Genomic DNA, 17,558 nt, shown 5'->3' with positions numbered 1-17,558 from the left:
CGAGCGGTACAGTGACTATGGGGCTATAGCTGCATGAAACTGTCCGAAGTGTTGAGTTAAAGACCTCCCCCAAGAAGTAATATCATCCGCTCATCCAGAGAGAGCAATAGCCACAATATCTCAAGTGATTGCTACATTTGAAGTCGATCATCGCCAAATGGCGAAGTCATTTCTTTCTTCGCAAGGCTGCAATGTGACGGAGAGTGATTTATTGATCTCAGCCGAAAGTGAAAGAGGAGTTATAAGTATTGACTTTGACTCTGAGGGTCGACTGTCGAACCTTAAAGGCTCATTAAACCCTGTAATATAGCGCAAAGAAGAACAAAGGCTGAAACTTGGGTCGCAGCATATCGAAAAGCTGCTACACAACGGCACTGGAACCCACTTGTTTTGCACTGCTCTGTATCGCCCTCAAATTAACATAAAACAAGCCCCGCTCAGCCTTCGGCTGACTGGACGTCAGGCGTTAAATCGGTATGGCCAAATCTATTTATTTCTTCACCAGAGAAGACAAGTATTACCAGCTTTCAAATTTCGCCGGGTTTGGTTTTGATTTAGGTGGGAATCGCTGGAAAACAATGGAGCACTACTTTCAGGCAATGAAGTTTGAGGGCTCAGGTCACTTTATTAAAATCAGGGACTGCGGGTCACCTAAACAAGCGAAGGATTTGGGACAGTCTCGCGCTACTCCAATTCGGAAAGATTGGGATCAAACCAAAGAAAGGATTATGTTCGAAGGTTTGCGAGAAAAATTCAAAGATCGAGAGCTGAAGGCTATTTTGCTTGGCACTGGCAAGAAAGAGCTTATTGAAAACTCCCCCCATGATAAATATTGGGGTATAGGCCCCAACGGCAAGGGGAAAAACCGACTTGGCGTTTTGCTTATGCAGCTTAGAGAAGAGCTAAAAAACAACCAAAGCCAGTGAGTGATTCACCGTCAGAGATACCACACTTCCAAAATGTTGCTAATTATTATACCTGGAACTTTGAGACATGAATTCAGCACACCCAGAAACATCAGAAGAACCCGTATTTATTGCCCACAATAGCAATGACCCGGCAATAAGAGCTGCTCATTCCATGGCAGCCAACAGCATTACTAATTTCATTGAATTAGTTAAGAGCAGAGACGAAAGTGATTTTTTGGCCAAGTTACGCTTCCACGACCCGAATCTTTCCGAAGATTCAGGTGAGGATCAGTTTTTATATTTGTGGCTTATGGATGTCTATTATCACACTGAAGAGAAGATACTTTCTGGGGTTTTTTTCGAAGTTCCGGAAAGCCTCAAAGAATGGCACAAGGTAGGCGACAGGCTTGGATTTGAGGCAGATGATGTTTTTGACTGGATGGTAAACACTCATGGTCATGTTCAAGGCGCATATACAATTCGTGCAACCAGGGAAAAGCTATCTACAAATAAAGAAAAATCTGATTATGATAGCTATATAGGAGTCTCCAGTTATGCGCCTATTGTAAAGTGAATTTATACCTAAAACTCACAGTCATATGGTCGATTTTTCGACTACCCCTATTGTTCATTGTCGAAAAATCGGTATGTACTGCAAGCCGCAGGATTAATGGCAATGAAGCGCCATCTTGACCAGAACACTAAAGCTGCATTTTTCACACAAGCATTTTTGTGCGTATCGGTAGCGAATACTCTCTGTAAGCATGTATCGACGCCATATCAATAATCACTCAGATGCTGAGTCATATGTAATATCGAAGATACCCCCACCGATAAACCTCTACCAAAGGAATGGTTCTACACCCTGCAGGAAATTCAGGGCGGGATCGGGGTGTTAACTACCAAGGAAAAAAATGAGAAAGCGGAAGGTTTTACCAACTGGAATTCCAGAGGAAACGATTACAACCGTCTTTCGAAAAGAGCTTGATAGACACAGCAACCCACTTATCGATGAAATAAAGAAATTCTTGAAACAACCTTTGCTCGAAGAAATTACAGAGGCTTCAGCTGAAGTTTTTCCTGATCAATATTCCGATGGCAATACGAGCATTGGAGTTTATTTGAAGAGCGGAACAATACAGCACCACTCCTTTGCCGGCTTTATCAACGACCTCCCGTACATTGATATCGATAATTACATGGAAGATGATATTAACATTCCGGACATGGTCGTAGATTTAGTTAAAAGCTGGTTTTCAGAATGTTGGTTTAAAGCCGGTGGCTGGGACTTTCCCGTGGCAATTGAGATATCGGAACACGAGGGGGCTGGCAATGGCGATACAATTAAACTAACAAAAAGTAGTTAACCATTTACCTCACTGGATTTTACGAAAAAAGTGTTATGTTTCACGGGGTAACGTGCTAAAAATAGAAGTTGATCGAGATAGTGTTAATACTGGCGATGATATTTCGTCCTATATTGTATTCATCTCCGTGAATGAGAGCATGAGCATTGAAGATCTTTTGGTAAAAACCTCAAAGGAATGTACTTTGCCGCAGGTTTTGTTGGTAAGGCGACATGGCTTGCATATTTGGACACAGAACCCAAACTATACCTTGGCGTTCTAGCCCAGCAATGGAAAAACCCAAAAGTTATACTTCCTGCCTCGTCCACTGCAGACTCCCTATTTACTACGCCAGCAGCCAAACTCGTATTTCGCTATTACTGTCAATCAGATCCAAAACAGGTTTTTTACGCGCTTACGAATGACAAAGAACTACCGCGCATGCTCTCATGCACAGCAGCTTATTCTTGATGGCAGCGTTGAAATTTACTGCTCAGCATACACCGATAGAGACATCATCACCTCTGAACAGTGCTATCTAGAGGCTTTACCTAAAAAAACTAGTCGACATGAATTGGCGTGTATCCTGAAAAATGTATAACATGCACAGATTGCCGGAACAGATTTCCACAACTGCGGGCACCAGGCCCCTAAAGTTACTCATAAAGTAACCCGCTTTACCAAGGAATTGAACAATGAACAAAGTCTATCCACCAATTCAAGTCGCACTAGGCACAAGATGACAAAAGATGAAATAATAGATTCGAACGAGCACAGCTTTCAGTCCAGCTGGAAAATTTTTGGGATGGGTATCGTTTGGATGTTAGCGTTTTTTCTGGCCAGCATGTTGTTCATGCTCATATTAGATTCAGCAAGTATTATCAGTCTTACTAAATAGTTCAATCCTCTCACTCTTTCTCAGCACTTTACTAGGGTGTCATTATGGTAGACTGGCTTATCAGATGATGTACACCAAAGACGAAAGCTGGTTTTTTACCCCCCCTGCAACAGGCTTCTTCGTTGAGCGAAAATCGCAATTTCCTTACAGGTACTTTCTATTAAGATAACCCAGGAAACCTCTGAATAATTCGACGATATCTCTACGGCTCTTCCAGAGACAACTCAGCGTTATTCAGAGAATCACCTGAAATGGTTTACTAAGAGAAAGCAGGTCATTCAGCTTCCAGCAGTGATAACCAGGCAGAAAGACTGAGTGAAATTCTAAGTTCATAGCAAAGGATTAAGATGGACCTCAATCAGATAACACTACCCATTAAGAATATGAAAGAAGCAACCGCTTTTTATCTAAAACTGGGATTTACGCAAATTGTTGATACACCTCATTATGCCCGATTTGAATGCCCAGATGCTGGGTCTACATTTTCACTTTCACTTGAAGAAGAAGATTTTTCTAATGGTGCAATAATCTACTTTGAGCATAAAAAACTGGATGAGTGGGTTCAAGCGTTAAAAGATAAAGGGATTCGTTTTATACAAGAGCCCCAGGAAAGAAAATATTTATGGAAAGAAGCCGTACTAAGTGATCCATCAGGCAATAAAATCAAATTATATTGGGCTGGCGAAAATAGACTCAACCCACCATGGCGCGTCGAGATCCGCGCCTGAAACAACAGCAAGCTTTCCCAAGCCACATACTACCAGCAACACAGCAACGGCTATCGCACTGTGAGTAAGTCCCTACACCAGATACAAACGTAATACAGGATCAACTTACCCAAAGGAGGCAGGGAAAAATAAACAGGGGCGGAAACAATGATATGAATAATATTAGAAAAGCAGGCGACACTCTCGGTGTCGCCTACTAGTACAACATCGTATTGATTAGTCGTGCATCGGGTTGCGAAGAATCGGGCAAACAGCTTCTTTATTCTTCGCCATATACTGCTGATGATACTCCTCAGCATAATAAAATGGCTGGGCCATACTGATTTCGGTAGTTACCTGGCCCCGCTCTTTTCCATTCAGCGCTTCCTGTACGGCGGCCTTACTCGCTTCAGCCTCCTGCTTTTGCCCCTCATTCAGGCAAAAAATACAAGAGCGGTACTGGGAGCCAATATCGTTACCCTGGCGCATCCCTTGAGTAGGATCATGATGGTCCCAGAAGACCCGCAAAAGTTCAGCGAAACTAATCTTCTTGGGATCAAATACGACTTTTACCACTTCGGCATGCCCGCTACGCCCGGTGCAGACCTCATCGTAGTTGGGGTTTTCGGTAGCACCGTCGGAGTATCCAACAGCAGTCGCAAAAACACCATCAATCTCCCAGAACATCTGTTCAGCGCCCCAGAAACAACCCATGCCAAATATGGCAACCTCCATGTTTTCGGGAAAAGGCGCCTGAATTGGATTGCCACTCACAAAGTGAGTGCCACTAATCTCCATCGGCTGTGGTCGACCGGGCAACACCTGATCCGCATCCGGTATCTGAAATTTGTCGTATTGCATACTGTTATCTCGAGTGCTGAAATTTTATTTAGCAAGGATAGCTGGTAGACCCTTATCCACCCAGAGCTACCTCATATAATATTAAGCGGTGTACCCAACAGTTCTAAGGGCTCTCTGATCCACAGGGCATACACTGGCAGATCAACATTATAAGGAGTCGCCATTGGCGCGCTTAATCTTACTAATTTTAATTGCGATCGCTGCCTGGATTGTCTGGCAAAAGATCAAATCCAGTTCACCGCAGAATCGGCGCAAGCAGATCTTTATAGCCTGCATCGCGGGGCTAGCAGCGATCGTCCTTGTACTGGCCCTCTCCGGGCGCCTACATTGGGTGGGTGCGGTCATGGTATTGGCTCTGCCGGTACTGGGCAGATTGCTGGCACAGCTTTCCCGTTATTTGCCTTGGCTGATGCCGTTGTTTGAAAAACATGCCAAAAAACGTACTGAGCAAGCTAGCGAACACGCTGACGCACAGCAAAACCATACTCCCCCTCACAACACCGAGGGTCCACCACTGACCGAGTACGAGGCACGGCGGATACTTGGGGTCGCCGCCAATGCAGAAAAAGATGACATCATTGGCGCGCATCGCAAACTGATTCAAAAACTCCACCCGGATCGTGGCGGTAATGACTACTTGGCATCACGAGTCAATGCCGCAAAAGAGTTACTGCTAAGCATTCTCTGAACTCATACTTTACACAGTAGGTGGACATACCTGGCTAACTGCCGATAGGGGTCCACCTGGGAATACTCAAGCTCCTTTTCCACAATCGCTGAGGCGGGCATTTTTTCCCGAATCGGGGAGTCATAAAGTCGTGAAAACAGCGGATGCCGCTATGGCAGACCACCGAAAAGTCCGCCTCCGTCAGCCACGCCTGCACCGATTCCGGCAATAGTGGATTCTGTGGCGTGAGGCCTCCGGGGTGCCCACCCCAGTGGTTTTCGTCAATATTGCGATCCAGCTGACGAAAGCTGCCACGCTGTAACAAGCGAAACTCCAGCCCGCGGCGGTTGTAGAAAGTCAGCGACAAATGACCGCCGGGCTTTAACAGGCGGCGCAACTGCTGCAGGGCTTGCTGCGGCTGCTCCAACCATTCCAATACGGCATGGCAAATCAACAGATCAGCATCTTGCAACGCCTCTATTTGAGGTAATTCCTGCAATGGCCTGTGCAGCAAGCTAACGCGTTTCTGCAGCTGTTTTTCGCGAATCTGGGCATCCGCATGCGCAAGCATTTGCGCGGAAATATCCGCAAGAAATACCTGATGACCCGCTTCGGCCAAGTCCATGGCGAAGTGGCCCTGACCTCCTCCGGCATCAATTACCTTCAGGTTTCGCTGATCCGCAGCCAAAAGCGGGGCCAAGTCACGATTGAGCACGGCCAAGCGGACATCCCCTTTTAAACCGCCATAGATTCGATGACGAAAACGATGGGCGAGATCGTCAAAATTGCGATCCTTATACCGACTAGCGCTCATCTGCACCCTCATCCAGTAAAGCAGCGGCACAACGATGGTGATTCTCGGCGATCTTGCGATGCAGAGCTGCATCCATGTCGACCCCCAGCACTGCCGTCAACTTGCTCAGGTACATCTGAATATCCGCCAACTCCGCTGCAACCTGCTCTGAATTCTCTCCTGCCATCAACGCACGAATCTCACCATCCTCTCGCCACTGAAAATGTCGGCTCAATTCCGCAACTTCTACCGCAAGCGCCATAGTCAGGTTTTTTGGGGTATGCAAAGACTGCCAGCCACGCGCCTCGGCAATTTCATCAAAAGCCTGAAGAATTTCAGGAGTTTTCATCGTCTTTTTTCCTCTGCTGGCGCTCCAGCCCCCCTTCCCGAGCGGCCAGAATCGAATTGAGTGCACGGGACAGAAACTCTCGCCGATACAATACGCAGACCACAAACAGGTAGCCGGCAATAAACAGCAGCGGATGGATAAACCAGCCCAGAACTGACATAGAGAAGTAGTATGAACGCAAGCCATAGTTGTAGCTGTGGCCCGCGTGGTCGATGACCTTGGCAGTACTGATAGCGAAACGGCGCCGCTCTTCCTCAGACAAATCACCGGTCTCAGGCAGTGGTGCCGCGCCAATCAGCACATTGGCAAAAGAGTATTGACGCAGAGACCAAGTAAAATTGAAAAAGGCGAAAATAAAAATCAGTATCAGCAGCATCACCTTAAGCTCAAACTGCTCAACCGTGGTGGCCTCCGCAAAAGGCAAGCTACTAAGCACTTCGACAGCCGCTTTGTTGGCCGTCAATGCCGTCACCAGGCCCGCCAGGATAAGCATGCTGGTAGAGGCGAAGAAACCGATCACCCGCTCCAGATTACTGAGAATGGCCATGTCGGCCATACGCATATCCCGGTCGAGCATGCGCAGCATCCACTCAACACGGTACCACTGAAGTGATGAAGTCAGGCACCAGGTCTCTTTGGCTTTTTTTCGCGCAAATACGGTATAACCGACCCATGTAGTAAAAAAGCCAGTGACGCTGGCAATATCCAACCAGGACAACCTCTAATATCTCCGTGTTCGTCTACATTTATGCCGTAGCTTCGGCAGGCGAAGTCTTCGCCCTACTGGCAGCCTTGTCAACACTGTCTTTCCGATGTGTGCAAGCGGTAGAATAGCGCCCTTTCGCCGGCAGCAGTTGCCGGCCAGAAAATTCCTATAACTCCAGGGAGCTGTCTTTTGAACAACTCACACCCTGCATTTGAACTGGTTACCAGCGCAGATATTGATTCTCTCGGCGTGCGCGTTGAGGAATACCGACACATGACTACCGGTGCCCAGCACCTGCATATTGCCGCCGACAATCCGGAAAATGTTTTCCTTGTTGCGTTGCGCACCGTGCCTGAAGACTCCACCGGAGTCGCCCATATTCTTGAACACACCGCCCTATGCGGCAGCGACAAGTATCCGGTGCGTGATCCCTTCTTTATGATGATCCGACGCTCCCTCAATACTTTTATGAACGCCTTCACCAGTTCGGATTGGACCGCCTACCCGTTCGCCAGCCAGAACCGCAAGGATTTTGACAATTTGCTCGACGTCTATCTGGACGCCGTGTTTTTTGCACGACTGGACCCGCTGGATTTTGCCCAGGAAGGGCACCGCCTGGAATTCACCGAAGCGGATAACGCCAGCAGCGAACTAGTCTATAAGGGCGTCGTCTTTAACGAGATGAAGGGCGCGATGAGCTCCGTCACTTCACAGTTATGGCATACCCTGAGCAAATACCTGTTTCCCACCACCACCTATCACTACAATTCCGGTGGCGAGCCCGCTGATATTCCTAAACTCAGCTACGAGCAACTGGTCGCGTTTTATCGCAGCCACTACCACCCCAGCAATGCCACTTTCATGACCTTCGGGGATATTCCGGCAGCCGAGCACCAGGCCGCCTTTGAAGAGAAGGCGCTGCACAAATTTGAAAAGCTGGACAAAACCATCTCGGTCGGGCGAGAAGATCGCTATCAGGCACCGCTTAAAATCGAAGAGCACTATCCACTCAGTGGCGAAGCCCTCAAGGGCAAAACCCATATCGTTCTAAGTTGGCTCCTGGGCGATGTCACAGACCTTGAAGAAGCCCTGACAGCGCACCTGCTCACTGGTGTTCTGCTGGATAACAGCGCCTCCCCGCTGATGAAACTACTGGAAACCACCGATCTGGGAACCTCCCCCTCTCCACTGATCGGCTTGGACGACTCCCAACGGGAGCTGGTATTTGTCTGCGGTATCGAGGGTAGCGAAAGAGAGCGCGCCGACGAGTTGGAACAGCAGGTACTCGATGTACTGAAAGATGTTGCGGAAAACGGCATTCCCTACGATCAGGTGGAGGCCAGCCTGCACCAACTGGAACTACAGCAACGGGAAATTGGCGGCGACGGCTATCCATTTGGCTTGCAGTTGATTCTCACTGCGCTAACCGGTGCCACCCACCGCGGCGACGCCATCGGCCTGCTCAATATCGATGCCACGCTGGAAAAACTGCGCGAGCAGATCCAAGATCCGAAATTCATTGCCAATAAAGCCCGTGAATTACTGCTGGAAAACCAGCACCGTGTACGCTTGATTTTAAGCCCCGACGACCAGTTGGCAGCACGCCACGAGCAGGCTGAGAAAGATCAGCTGGCGCAGATCAAAGCCAGCCTAAGCCAGCAAGAAAAAGCGCAAATTGTCGAAACTGCCAAAGCTCTGGCGGACCGGCAAAACCGCGAGGACGACGCCTCGATTCTGCCCAAAGTCGGCGTGGAGGATATTCCTGCAGAGTTGCCCGATGTCGAGGGTGAGGCTGTTGAGTTGGGCCCGCAGAAGCTGACCCGCTATAACGCCGGTACCAATGGCTTGGTTTACCAGCAGTTGGTTTGCGCCCTGCCGGAATTTACCGAGACTGAAAAACAGCTGTTGCCCTATTACTGCCAGGTACTGAGTGAAGTGGGCCTGGGTGAAAAAGATTACCTGCAAGTACAACAGTGGCAAACCAGCGTCGTTGGCGCATTGCACGGTTTCACCAGCAACCGCACTGCGATCGACAACCTGGATCATTTATCCGGCCACTTTATCCTGTCCGGTAAAGCACTCGCGCGCAATCAAGACGGGCTAACTGAGCTGATGCAAGCCACCATGGAGCAAGTGCGCTTTGATGAACACGCTCGCATCAAAGAGCTGCTTCTGCAGACTCTCGCCCGCCGCGAACAGGGTGTTGTGGGCAATGGCCACGCCCTGGCCATGGCCGCAGCCAGCGCCGGTTACAATCTCGCCGCCTGGGAGAGTCATGCCACCGGCGGCTTGCTGGGGCTGCGCAATCTGAAAGCGCTGGTAGCAGGGCTGGATAAAGAGCAAGGCCTACAGCAACTCTCCGACCAGTTCCAGGCCATCCACCAGAAGATCCTGGCAGCCCCACGCCAATTCCTGTTGGTGGGTGAGGAAGAAAAAATTGGCGACTTCAGCCAAGCGTTGATGCCTCTTACTTCCCAATCCAGCACAAGTGCTGCGAACCCAGCTGCGCCGTTCGAACGCAAGCGCGTAGAAGAGCTATGGGTCGCCAATAGCCAAGTAAATTTCTGTGCGAAAGCTTATGCCACCGTGCCCATGTCTCACCCCGATGCAGCGCCACTGTCTGTATTGAGCGGCTTCCTGCGCAACGGCTTCCTGCACCGCACTATCCGTGAGCAGGGTGGAGCCTACGGCGGCGGTGCCGGACACGACAGTAATATCGGTGTGTTCCGCTTCTATTCCTATCGCGATCCGCGTCTGGGCGAGACTCTGGAAGACTTTGATGCCTCACTGAAGTGGCTGGCTGAAGAGAACCACAAGGAGGAGCAAGTTGAGGAAGCAGTCCTCGGTGTGGTCGGCGGTCTAGACAAGCCCGGCTCCCCCGCCGGGGAAGCCAAGAAGAACTTCCACTCAGGCCTCTATGGCCGTACCCACGCGCTGCGCCAGCAATTCCGCAAGCAGGTCACAGAGGTAACCCTGGAAGATCTGCAACGGGTTGGCACCACTTATCTGGATCCCAGCAAGGCCAGCACTGCCGTGGTCACTGGACCCCAGAGCAGTGAAGTGGGAGCGAAACTCAATCTGAAGGAAGAGAAACTTTAACTGAGCCCCACTCCCCCAGCGACGATATGTGCTCTGGGGGACTCTGTGGCGCCGGCCGCAACCGGTGCCAGCTTTACAGGTCCCTGGGGCCGCCGGTCTATCGCCGTTACCCTCTAGCGAAGTTCCAATGAGTAATCACGACAATATTTACGCAAATCCACTAGGCCAAGTAGCCGGTTTCGAATTCGATCGCCAGGTCGTACAAGTCTTTCCCGATATGATCAAACGCTCGGTGCCAGGCTATACCACCATGGTAGCCATGATCGGCACCCTGGCGGAACGCTACGCCCAAGCCGGCAGTCGCTGCTATGACCTGGGCAGCTCTCTCTGCGCAGCGACTTTGGCCATGCGCCACCGTATTCCCGCCGCAGATTGTGAAATTATTGCCGTGGACAACTCTAAGGCCATGGTGGATCAGGCGCATACCATACTGGAAGCCGATAGCGGCGAAGTTCCTGTACACCTTATCTGTGACAATCTGCAAGACGTCACTATTGAAAATGCCTCCGTTGTCGTGCTCAACTTCACCCTGCAATTTATTCCTGTAGAAGAGCGCGAAGAAATCCTGCAGAAGATCCACGATGGCCTGCGCCCCGGCGGCATCCTGATTATTTCAGAGAAAGTGGATTTCGCCGATAAAGCCCACAACGAGTTGATGATCGAGCTGCACCACTCCTTTAAGGCCGCCAACGGCTACAGTGCACTGGAAATTGCACAAAAACGCTCTGCCCTGGAAAATGTGTTGATTCCCGAAACCCTGGATACCCATCGCACACGCCTGAAAAACGTCGGTTTTACCAGCGTCGATGTCTGGTTCCAGTGTTTTAATTTTGCCTCATTAATCGCCATCAAAGGCGCGTCTGAAAAGCCTGAAAAGTAAGTACCCCGTGATCGACTACACCCAACTGTACCAAACACTACAACATATTCCCGCTCTGCGTTCCTGGCTTGCACAACTGCCCGCGCAGGTCGCCGAAAACCTGAGTCCACACCGTTGGGGCGACCTTCCCGACTGGCGTGCAGCGTTTGAAGCCCTGCCGGACATCACGCCCTCCAATATCGAACTCGCGACTAACGTCAGTGCGGGGAGCGCTACTGACGCAACTCCGGAACAACTGCAACTGCTGGAGCAAGAATTACGGAAGTTACACCCCTGGCGCAAAGGCCCCTGGGAACTGTTCGGCTTGGCTATTGATACCGAATGGCGCTCAGACTGGAAGTGGGACCGGGTATTACCGCACCTGGCTCCGCTGGAAAATCGGCTGGTCTTGGATGTGGGCTGCGGTAACGGCTATCACTGCTGGCGCTCCTATGGCGCAGGCGCGCGCCAGGTCATTGGCATAGACCCCTCGGTGAAGTTTGTCGCCCAGTTTTACGCCCTGAAAAAATACCTGGGGAAAGACAAGCCCGTTGATCTGCTGCCCTTGGGCATCGAAGCACTTCCGCAAAACCTAGGCGCATTCGATACCACTTTCTCCATGGGCGTACTCTATCACCGCCGCTCCCCCATGGAGCACCTGCGAGAATTGCGCGAGACCCTGCGCCCCGGTGGCCAGTTGGTGCTCGAAACCCTCGTCATCGATGGCGAACTGGGAGATTGCCTGGTACCCGAAGACCGTTACGCAAAGATGCGCAACGTCTGGTTCTTTCCCAGTTGTGCCACCCTAGAAAGCTGGTTGCGCAAATGCGGCTTCCGAAACCCCAGAACCGTGGACCTGAACACCACTAGCCTGGAGGAGCAACACCGCACAGACTGGATGCACTTCGAATCGCTGGCAGATTTTCTCGACCCGCGATCGCCAGACAAAACAGTGGAAGGTCACCCCGCGCCCAAGCGCGCTGTTCTGGTCGCAGAAGCGCCATAGCTTCTCTTCCACTTCACGCCTGGGAACTCATAAATTCCGCAAAAGTCGCCGCAGATAGAATTTTGTACGGAATGGAGACTGCCGTCTTGATTGTTGCGACTCATAAGGCAAAGTGCGCCCCTAAATAGTGCAACTATATCCTTATGGGGGGGCTGCCGCAGGCCGCAGCCCGGCGCAGAGAACATTTATGAGTATTAGCGTTTTCGAACTCTTTAAGATCGGGGTCGGTCCATCCAGCTCCCATACGGTGGGACCAATGGTCGCCGCTCGTCAATTTGTGCAAGACCTGTTTAACCGGGATCAGCTCGCGAGCACCGATCGTGTGCAGATCCACCTCTACGGCTCACTGGCGCTGACCGGCGTTGGACACGGTACCGATATGGCCGTACTGATGGGACTGCTGGGCCACTCCCCGGACACCATTGATGTGGATAGCATTGATAACAAGATGACCACAATCCAGAGCGAGTGCAGCCTGAACCTCAACGGTGACCACAACATAGAGTTTGTTCGTGAACGCGACCTGATTTTTCATATGGAAGAATTTCTTCCTCAACACTCAAATGGCATGACCTGCCAAGCCTATTCGGGCGAAGAGCTTCTATTCGAGCGCAGCTACTTCTCCATCGGCGGTGGCTTTGTGCTGTCTGAAGAAGACTTCGCACACAAAGAAGAAATCGCCACACTGCTACCCTACGACTTCAGTAACGCCGAACAGCTGATGGAAATCTGCTCCCAGCACGGCTGGAGTATTGCTGAGCTAGCCATGGAAAATGAAAAGGCTTTCCGCAGTGAACAGGAAGTTAAAGACCGCTTGTGGAATATCTGGAAGGTGATGGATGCCTCTATTGAACGTGGCTGCCATCAAAATGGCACCCTCCCCGGCGGCCTGAATGTGCGTCGCCGCGCCGCTGAACTCTACCGGGAATTGAGCAAGCAGAGCCCGCAAGAGCGCAATCACGGCCTGGCTATTCTCGACTGGGTCAGCCTCTTTGCACTCGCCGTGAATGAGGAAAATGCGGCACGCGGACGTATTGTTACTGCCCCAACCAACGGTGCCGCCGGTGTTATTCCTGCGGTAATCGCCTATTACGTGGAATTTGTGCACGACTCTAAAGTTCACGGCGAACTGAAAGATCAAGTGGTGAAATTCCTGCTCACCGCCGGTGCCATCGGTATGCTATTCAAAAAGAACGCCTCCATTTCTGCCGCCGAAGTGGGCTGCCAGGGAGAGATCGGCGTCGCCTGCTCCATGGCCTCCGCCGGCCTGGCAGCAGTAGAAGGTGGCAGCAACCAACAAATTGAAAATGCCGCCGAAATCGGTATGGAGCACAATCTCGGGCTCACCTGTGACCCGATCGGTGGACTGGTGCAAGTGCCCTGCATTGAGCGCAACACCATGGGGGCCGTAAAAGCTATCAACGGCGCCCGCCTGGCTCTTCGCGGAGACGGCGCCCACATAGTACCGTTGGATAGCGTTATCGAAACCATGCGCCAGACCGGTATCGACATGCAGAGCAAGTACAAAGAAACTTCGCTCGGCGGACTGGCGGTGAACGCCGTTAACTGTTGATTATTTTTTGCTGGGGCTAAAACATATGCTCCAGCCATTTTTTCAATATGCATTGAAAACTTCGGTCCATAGGAACCAGGAAGGTCCAATTCCAAGTTTCACTTCAGAGTTGAATGCAGGATTTCAAATACGCAATTAAATATCATCGAACGATGCACACCAACGCTCACCATAATGCCAGGTGCAATCGCAAAAGTGCGCTTTGTACAGGATCGGATTGACCACCCGCTGCCCCCCCTTTCTTATCAGGTGACCGGGTGCTTCTCAAGTGGTATGTCTCTGGCCGAAAGATAGTCGAGAACTTCACTCTTTGGCTTAAACTATCCTATAGAGCACACGACAAATATCACTCTGAAAGATGCGATGGGCGAAGCCAAGTTCACAATCTAGCGTGATATTACTGAACTTACTGAGGCAAGAGATTGAGCATTAAATCGATATACCATTAAGTTCAGTGAGCAATTTGCCGACTAGCAACAGTTAACTGGCAAGAGCGGTTACACAGAATTATTACACCCTCCTCTGAGATGCTACAGACTGCTTCAATACAGGACGCCTTCCCAGAACAAAGGGCATTAACCTAGCCATATTTCTAGCATCGTCAATTCCACGATGGTGAGTGCCATCCAGTGATAACCCCGATAGTGTTAAAGCCCCAGCCATTCCATATTTCTTTTTAAGATTCTGGTTCAGCGAAAATAACTTCTTGATATTAATATGCTCTGTACCAATGGGGTATGAAACCTTATGGAACTGGCTATCTTGATGGAGTTGCGCTTTATCATAGTCACCCCACGAGCAAAATAAAAAGGATTCGTACTGATACAACCACGCCTTAAATTGCTTAATGGCTGCAGGGTAAACAGGCGCTCCATTAACATCCGCCTGGCAAATACTAGTCAATTCAGTACAAAACGCGGTAAGAAGAGGTTTCCTTACGGGCCTTACAAAGGTTGTAAACTCATCCACCACAGAAAGGGTTTCAGCCTCGACCATTACAGCCCCAATTTCAATGATTTCCATTTCATTTCGAGCAATTGATTGCTTATTGCAACACGTCGCCTCAAGATCAACGATCAGGAAGTATCTGTATCTACTTAAATCCATATTCATAAACTGTCCAAAAACAAAGTACCAGTATCAATCACAGTCTATTTTTTGAGGAAGAAGCGGAAATTCTTAATGCCTACTTCCCACCTCAGATTTACTGGTTACTAGCAAAGATCTCATGTATCCGTGATTCTGAGACACGACTAAAGTCATCTTCGAAATAGTCTTTGCCCCACGCTATAAAATCTTCCGGGGATGTCCTAATGGCCGAAAGCAGCCAGTCAGATCCATCGTTTTCATCGTTAGGAAAACTAACTGGGCCTCTCTTCCACTCAACATCATCAGCTTCCCTCCAAAGGCAGAAAGTCACATCCTTCTTTTCAAATACCTTGTCATCCAATACCTCCAGCAGCCTCAATGGGGCACCTTCGTATATGCCAGGCCAGATACCATATTCATCCTGTGCATGGGGACTCACTTCGGATTCATGGTCAAATCCCTTAATCAATATAGAATCCCCACAGAAAACGACTACCAAGTCATCACCGCCGCCGTTTTCATAGGTCGCTACTTGAACTCCCTCGGACCATTCCGGGTAGAATCGATAGGAGCGCAGATACTCCTTCTCACAAAGCTCCACGTCTAACTCAGCACAGGATTTAAGATGAGAAAATACTTGCTTATTCGATAATTGTTTCATTCGATAATTTCTTAATACTCAAAGATAAAGTGTCTGGCTTGCCATTAATGAATCGAAGCAATGGAGCTCCGACAGAATTCTGAACACTACCAAGATTAATCATTGTCACAACGAAAGTCCAATTCCAGCCAACGGCTAAAGCTCTGGCTCACGAGCTCCTTTAATTTGGGGTCCATGCTACCATGCCCCACAATAGATACTTCAGGATCATCTTCACCCAACTTGAGAATGAATGCCTCTCCACCACCATTGTTGCCAATATTCACATATCCTGGAGCATATTCTTTGATACCGTAGCACTCATTGCGCTCGACCAAGTCCTTTGCCAGATACAAATAAACTTTACCCTCCATTTCTTTGTTATGAAATAAAATAAACGCTCTATATGACTTTGGAAGTACACACTCCAAGTATTTCTCTATATCTTCTATCATACTAAACCCTGCTTAACACAACCTCTATCCTATGTTTTATACACATCATTAGGGTGCCTCAGAATGCCTACGAACACACTGCGATCATTCGCAAGGTCAGGGGGACTGTACAACCATCATTTTTGTTCCACCATCCACCGCCAAACGATAATCTACATCTCTAATCTCTATTAAACACCCCATTTTACCTATCGAGTGTATTACACGCTCCAGGTGTTTAGATTTATTACCGGTAAAATCCACTAATGGATAGAGCCTTACCTCATCAGATACTCGGCAAAGCTCAGCAACAGAATCAATATGGAACTGTGCGCTCAAGTGATCGCTGTACAGAAAAAGAAAATTTGAGCTTAATGAAAGTTCAAATTGCCTATCATTGAACGGAAGCAACGGTAGCTCACCAGTGATGTAGCGGCCTTCAGAACGCCCATCATTGTAGTCTCCCAGGAAGGTTTCCATTGCTGACAATTTCTGAACAAAATATTCCTCTTTCGACGCGAGAGGCCAAAAATTAAATTCCTTCCGGTCATCAGTGATTTGCCGCCTTAAATTTTGTTCAACAGCCTTTATTTTCGCTTCTATTTCATCTACAGGTAAACTGTACAAGGGATCAACAGACAGAACTTGGCCACCCATTTTTGATAGGTCGGCATTAAAGCAGGCTGGCCCATCACCTGCTCCCAATATTTTCTTTTGCAAATCTTTCTCGTCTAGTGCAAACATTCGCACATAATCGTTAAATGACCGTCCCCATGTAACCACACCGTTTAATTCAACTGCCATTGCTTCACCCTTTTAAAGTAAGTCGTAATGCGGGGCATTCCACGATTGGCCTCCCAAAGAGACCCGTCATCAAGGATCTGGATTTACTTTTCAGCCCCCGAGCCCTAACACAATACCAACAGATCAATAGCAATTGATATTGGATAGTACACTGCAACCAATTGCCTGCGGATCAAAAAAGGCGTTACTTACGCAAAACCTAGACGACTACTAAAGCTTCTTCGCTACAACTGAAAAAATGTGCCAGTGATGTGGAACACCTTTGGCCGATTCACCTGATATTTTATGCTCTGTCCATTTAACAACATCAAAATTGGTGAAAATTTTTCTCAGCTGATCCTCGGTAAACACCATTACATTGGGCCAAAAAGCTTGTCTGTCATACTTGGGGCCAGCCATTGTGTCATTAGGACCAAGAAAAGAACCACAAAAAACACCATTAGACGCAAGAGATTCACCAATACGGCTCCAAACGACTTTAAACTCGCTCTGTGGGCAAAAAAACAAGCTTGCATCTGCCAAAATCAAGGATGCGTACGGAAACACAAAACTGCTAAAACTATTCAGAGAAAGCAGGACTTTCTTATCATTCTTGAATCGCTTTCTACAGCGAAGTATGGATTCCTCTTCAATATCAAAACCATAGACGGTAAAATCGTTTTTGCGCAGAAAGGCAATATCTGAACCTGCACCACATCCACAATCAACAGCTATTCCATCGCCACCCAATAAGCTGACCGCATAATTAAGATCAGCTCGAACCTCAGGGCTGTCCCATATAAATCGGTGTAAAAACGAACAGAATAGACCTAAAATAGC

General features: G+C 49.0%; 18 protein-coding genes. 9 read left to right on the top strand and 9 right to left on the bottom strand.

Annotation, left to right across the window (positions count from 1 at the left end; genetic code table 11):
- The first annotated feature begins 476 nt into the window (after positions 1–476).
- The 4 genes from ybiA to MO867_RS16145 all read left to right on the top strand — a co-directional run bounded on the left by ybiA (position 477) and on the right by MO867_RS16145 (position 3,880).
- Complete coding sequence (gene ybiA / locus MO867_RS16160; protein ID WP_252470987.1) at positions 477–926, top strand: riboflavin biosynthesis intermediates N-glycosidase; 450 nt, start codon at positions 477–479, stop codon at positions 924–926.
- Positions 927–993: 67 nt separating this feature from the next.
- Positions 994–1,482 carry a DUF2314 domain-containing protein gene (locus tag MO867_RS16155; RefSeq protein ID WP_252470985.1) on the top strand — a complete coding sequence of 163 codons (489 nt, stop codon included), beginning with the start codon at positions 994–996 and terminating at the stop codon, positions 1,480–1,482.
- A gap of 340 nt (positions 1,483–1,822) precedes the next feature.
- Positions 1,823–2,275 (top strand): hypothetical protein, encoded by a 453-nt coding sequence (locus MO867_RS16150; protein WP_252470983.1) that lies wholly within the window; start codon positions 1,823–1,825, stop codon positions 2,273–2,275.
- Between the two features lie 1,224 nt (positions 2,276–3,499).
- On the top strand, positions 3,500–3,880 hold the full coding sequence (locus MO867_RS16145) for a VOC family protein (protein WP_252470981.1): 381 nt from the start codon (positions 3,500–3,502) through the stop codon (positions 3,878–3,880).
- A gap of 216 nt (positions 3,881–4,096) precedes the next feature.
- On the opposite strand, the gene msrA is transcribed toward MO867_RS16145, so the two are convergent.
- Positions 4,097–4,720, bottom strand: coding sequence for a peptide-methionine (S)-S-oxide reductase MsrA (gene msrA, locus MO867_RS16140; RefSeq protein ID WP_252470979.1), 624 nt, complete (start codon positions 4,718–4,720; stop codon positions 4,097–4,099).
- A 163-nt stretch (positions 4,721–4,883) separates the two neighbouring features.
- Between msrA and MO867_RS16135 the strand changes: the two genes are divergently transcribed.
- Positions 4,884–5,408 carry a J domain-containing protein gene (locus tag MO867_RS16135; RefSeq protein WP_252470977.1) on the top strand — a complete coding sequence of 175 codons (525 nt, stop codon included), beginning with the start codon at positions 4,884–4,886 and terminating at the stop codon, positions 5,406–5,408.
- A 34-nt stretch (positions 5,409–5,442) separates the two neighbouring features.
- On the opposite strand, the gene MO867_RS16130 is transcribed toward MO867_RS16135, so the two are convergent.
- The 3 genes from MO867_RS16130 to MO867_RS16120 are packed head-to-tail and all read right to left on the bottom strand — an operon-like array spanning position 5,443 to position 7,247.
- Positions 5,443–6,201 carry a methyltransferase gene (locus tag MO867_RS16130; RefSeq protein ID WP_252470975.1) on the bottom strand — a complete coding sequence of 253 codons (759 nt, stop codon included), beginning with the start codon at positions 6,199–6,201 and terminating at the stop codon, positions 5,443–5,445.
- The gene (locus MO867_RS16125; RefSeq protein ID WP_252470973.1) at positions 6,191–6,529 is read right to left on the bottom strand and encodes a nucleotide pyrophosphohydrolase; all 339 of its coding nucleotides are present in this window, start codon (positions 6,527–6,529) and stop codon (positions 6,191–6,193) included. The genes MO867_RS16130 and MO867_RS16125 overlap by 11 nt, the downstream gene beginning before the upstream one ends.
- Positions 6,516–7,247, bottom strand: coding sequence for a DUF599 domain-containing protein (locus MO867_RS16120; protein ID WP_252470971.1), 732 nt, complete (start codon positions 7,245–7,247; stop codon positions 6,516–6,518). The genes MO867_RS16125 and MO867_RS16120 overlap by 14 nt, the downstream gene beginning before the upstream one ends.
- A gap of 177 nt (positions 7,248–7,424) precedes the next feature.
- Here MO867_RS16120 and MO867_RS16115 point away from each other — a divergent pair, with 177 nt between their 5' ends.
- The 4 genes from MO867_RS16115 (at position 7,425) to MO867_RS16100 (ending at position 13,772) form a co-directional block, all read left to right on the top strand.
- Complete coding sequence (locus MO867_RS16115; protein ID WP_252470969.1) at positions 7,425–10,334, top strand: insulinase family protein; 2,910 nt, start codon at positions 7,425–7,427, stop codon at positions 10,332–10,334.
- A 127-nt stretch (positions 10,335–10,461) separates the two neighbouring features.
- Positions 10,462–11,214 carry a carboxy-S-adenosyl-L-methionine synthase CmoA gene (cmoA, locus tag MO867_RS16110; RefSeq protein WP_252470967.1) on the top strand — a complete coding sequence of 251 codons (753 nt, stop codon included), beginning with the start codon at positions 10,462–10,464 and terminating at the stop codon, positions 11,212–11,214.
- Positions 11,215–11,221: 7 nt separating this feature from the next.
- On the top strand, positions 11,222–12,199 hold the full coding sequence (gene cmoB, locus MO867_RS16105; protein WP_252470965.1) for a tRNA 5-methoxyuridine(34)/uridine 5-oxyacetic acid(34) synthase CmoB: 978 nt from the start codon (positions 11,222–11,224) through the stop codon (positions 12,197–12,199).
- 187 nt (positions 12,200–12,386) lie between these two features.
- Entirely contained in the window at positions 12,387–13,772 is a 1,386-nt protein-coding gene (locus MO867_RS16100; protein ID WP_252470963.1) for an L-serine ammonia-lyase, read from the top strand.
- A 510-nt stretch (positions 13,773–14,282) separates the two neighbouring features.
- Here the strand turns inward: MO867_RS16100 and MO867_RS16095 are convergent.
- From MO867_RS16095 to MO867_RS16075, 5 genes are all read right to left on the bottom strand, one after another.
- Positions 14,283–14,885: a 3'-5' exonuclease gene (locus tag MO867_RS16095; protein ID WP_252470961.1), complete on the bottom strand. Its 603-nt coding sequence runs from the start codon at positions 14,883–14,885 to the stop codon at positions 14,283–14,285.
- 91 nt (positions 14,886–14,976) lie between these two features.
- Entirely contained in the window at positions 14,977–15,522 is a 546-nt protein-coding gene (locus MO867_RS16090; protein WP_252470958.1) for a dimerization/docking domain-containing protein, read from the bottom strand.
- Between the two features lie 95 nt (positions 15,523–15,617).
- On the bottom strand, positions 15,618–15,956 hold the full coding sequence (locus MO867_RS16085; RefSeq protein WP_252470956.1) for an SMI1/KNR4 family protein: 339 nt from the start codon (positions 15,954–15,956) through the stop codon (positions 15,618–15,620).
- 96 nt (positions 15,957–16,052) lie between these two features.
- On the bottom strand, positions 16,053–16,739 hold the full coding sequence (locus MO867_RS16080) for an SAM-dependent methyltransferase (RefSeq protein ID WP_252470954.1): 687 nt from the start codon (positions 16,737–16,739) through the stop codon (positions 16,053–16,055).
- A gap of 210 nt (positions 16,740–16,949) precedes the next feature.
- Positions 16,950–17,558: methyltransferase domain-containing protein (locus MO867_RS16075; protein WP_256474104.1), on the bottom strand; the 609-nt coding region annotated here is incomplete at its 5' end.

The organism is Microbulbifer okhotskensis (genome assembly GCF_023895975.1).
GTDB lineage: Bacteria > Pseudomonadota > Gammaproteobacteria > Pseudomonadales > Cellvibrionaceae > Microbulbifer > Microbulbifer okhotskensis.
Note: the sequence above shows the minus strand (reverse complement) of the source record. Positions and strands in the feature narration are given on the sequence as shown.